The organism is Euzebyales bacterium (assembly GCA_036374135.1).
In the GTDB taxonomy this organism is placed as follows: Bacteria; Actinomycetota; Nitriliruptoria; order Euzebyales; family JAHELV01; genus JAHELV01.
The window spans coordinates 1-2550 of record DASUUK010000005.1 but is presented as its reverse complement, the minus strand read 5'-3'; the positions used below and the strand labels follow the sequence as shown (position 1 = coordinate 2550).

The window sequence follows — 2550 nt, the reverse complement described above, 5'->3', positions numbered from 1 at the left end:
GCGTAGGTGATGTCGCCACCGACGAGCTCTCGGTAGAAGTCGGCCAACGCACGCGGCTCCGGGCAGTCGAGCACGACCGCCCGCATCTTCGCGATTCCAGGCATGGCCCCATGTTGCCAGCGGGCACGACGCAGCCCGGCCAGATTCTCTTGTCGATGAGCGCTTGTAGCGGGCCGATGCACCTGCGATGTGGTCGTCACGGAGCGCGGCCTGCGGGGGTGGGCAGGGACCGGGTCGGGTAGTGACCCTTCGTGTTCTTCGACTCGTGGTACGGCGTGGCCCGTGTGGTGACCGTTGGCGGGCTCGCGTATGTCGCCGTGGTGGCGGTGTTGCGGGTCAGCGGGAAGCGGACGTTGGCGAAGTTGAATGCGTTCGATCTGGTGATCACGGTCGCTTTCGGCTCGACGCTGGCGTCCATCTCGCTGTCCCGAGACGTCGCTCTCCTCGAAGGGGCGGCGGCGGTCGCCCTGCTGGCTGCGGCGCAGTTCATCGTCGCCGTGGTGACGACCCGCTGGCCGAGCGTCCGTCACTTCGTGACCGCTGAACCGGTGGTCGTCCTCCGCGACGGTCAGCTGGTCGAGCAGGTGCTCGAACGCGAGCGGCTGACCGCGGGCGAGATCCGGCAGGCTGTCCGCTCGACAGGTCTCGGAGGTCTCGAGCACGTTGCGGCGGTGGTGCTGGAGACGGACGGTACGCTCAGCGTCGTCCCGCGATCGGCGGTCGGATCGGGCAGCGCGCTGGAGGGGATGTAGCGGGTGCGCTGGGACCATCAGCGCGCGGAGAGGACGCGCGCGGGGCCGACAGGAGCGGTTCGTCGGTGAGGTGGCACAGAACCTCCAGCCTGCTCTGCGACGTCTAGGTCCTGGAGGCGCAGGAGCGTGAGGAGCCGTCAGTTGGGCGTCGGATCACGCGGCGTCGCGTCGCCGGCGCGGCGCTGCTCGAGGAAATAGGCGCCGAGGCTCCCCGCGAGAGCGGCGAAGAACACGACGGCGTACACGGCGAGGACGACGTCGAGCACCTGCGCGAGACCATGGTCGCTGCCGGTGGGTTCGCCGGTGACGGCGGCGAGTGCGGCCGCGTGGAGCGCGCTCCCATAGGGGCGTATCCGCGCCGCCTGGTAGAGGAGGTCGGCGGACGCGAAGGTCGCGATCGCCGTGAGTACGGCGAGCCAGGCGGCGCGACCGGTCAGGGTGGCGCGGGCTGATCGGGTGCCGCGCAGCGCCGCGAGGGCCACCTGCGTGGGACGCGCCACGCGCAGGATGAGCAGTGCCCGTAGCAGCGTGAGGACGGGGACGACGAGGAAGACCAGTTGCCACCAGGTCCGCTGCAGGAACTGGGTCGTGGATGGTGCAATGACCAGTCGCAGCGCGTACTCGGCGACGAAGACGGACCAGACCAACCACGTGGCGGTGAGCAGTGCTCGTTGAAGGGTGGTTCCCTCCGCAGCGGGGCCTTGGGCGAGGACGAGCACCACGAAGAGGAGCCCGAGGATCGCCATCGCGGGGTGGAGCCGTTCATACAGATGTCGGGCGAGGCGTTCCCGTGATGTGGCGGAGCGCTCGAGGCAGCCCCGCACGGTGAGATCGACGACGGCGTCCGTGGCGTCGTCGACGAGATCCGTTCCTTGCGCACGAGGCGGCCGGGACGCGCGGATTGGCCGGCCGCTCACGCCTCGACCCGGTGGAGAAGGATCGGACGGATCGCGACGGCGGCGAGGGTGATGGTGGCGAGCGCGATGAGGCTCGCGGGCTGTTCGGTCGCAAGCCGCCATGCGGCAACGAGGGCGGCGGCTCCGGCGGCTACGGCGCCGATGGCCGGCAGCCACCGCGAGCCCTTGCTGTCGGTGGCGGCGAGGTAGTTCACGCCCGCGAAGGTGACCAGGAAGGTGAGGCTTGCGGCTTCGACGAGGCCTCCGAGCGATCCGATGGCCGCGAGTCCGGTTCCGACCGCGCCGAGAGCGATGACCGATCGCTGCGGTACGCCACGGCCGTTCTCCTCTCGAAGGAACCCCGGCAGCTCGCCCGCCTCGGCAATGCGGCGCGTGAGGCGGGCGCTGGCGAAGAGGGTGGCGTTGATGGCGGACGCGGCGGAGAAGGCTGCGGCGATGGAGACGATGATCTTGCCGATCGTGCCGGCTGCCTCCTGGCCGGCGACGGCGAGCGCGATCTCCTTCTGCGCGACGAGCGTCGGACTGCCCACGAGCATGCCGGCGCCGAGCGTGACGGCCACATACACGGCGATGACGACGACCACGGCGGGCAGGACGGCGCGACGAAGGGTCCAGTTCGGTCGGTCGATGTCGTCGTAGTCGTAGGTGAGGAGCTGGAACCCTTCGTAGGCCATGAAGATGGCAGCGGCCCCGACGACCACGCCCCCAACGGTCGGGCTGGTCTGCGTGCCGAGCGACTGGGGCTCCCAGCGGGCGATGCCGATGCCGGCGAGGAGCCCGAGGACGGCGAGCTTGCCCCACACGGTGACGATCTCGACGGCGGAGGCGTCGCCGACGCCGCGGACGTTCACCGCAGCCAAGGCGGCCATGATGCCGACGGC

3 protein-coding genes are annotated in these 2550 nt (G+C 70.4%); 1 reads left to right on the top strand and 2 read right to left on the bottom strand.

Features of this window, described 5'->3' with window-relative positions; all coding sequences use genetic code 11:
• The first annotated feature begins 251 nt into the window (after positions 1-251).
• On the top strand, positions 252-752 hold the full coding sequence (locus VFZ70_00985) for a YetF domain-containing protein (protein HEX6254361.1): 501 nt from the start codon (positions 252-254) through the stop codon (positions 750-752).
• Positions 753-889: 137 nt separating this feature from the next.
• Here the strand turns inward: VFZ70_00985 and VFZ70_00980 are convergent, their stop codons facing one another.
• Positions 890-1669, bottom strand: coding sequence for a hypothetical protein (locus tag VFZ70_00980; protein ID HEX6254360.1), 780 nt, complete (start codon positions 1667-1669; stop codon positions 890-892).
• The coding region (locus VFZ70_00975) for an amino acid permease (GenBank protein ID HEX6254359.1) at positions 1666-2550 on the bottom strand (885 nt) is incomplete at its 5' end. The genes VFZ70_00975 and VFZ70_00980, both read right to left, overlap by 4 nt.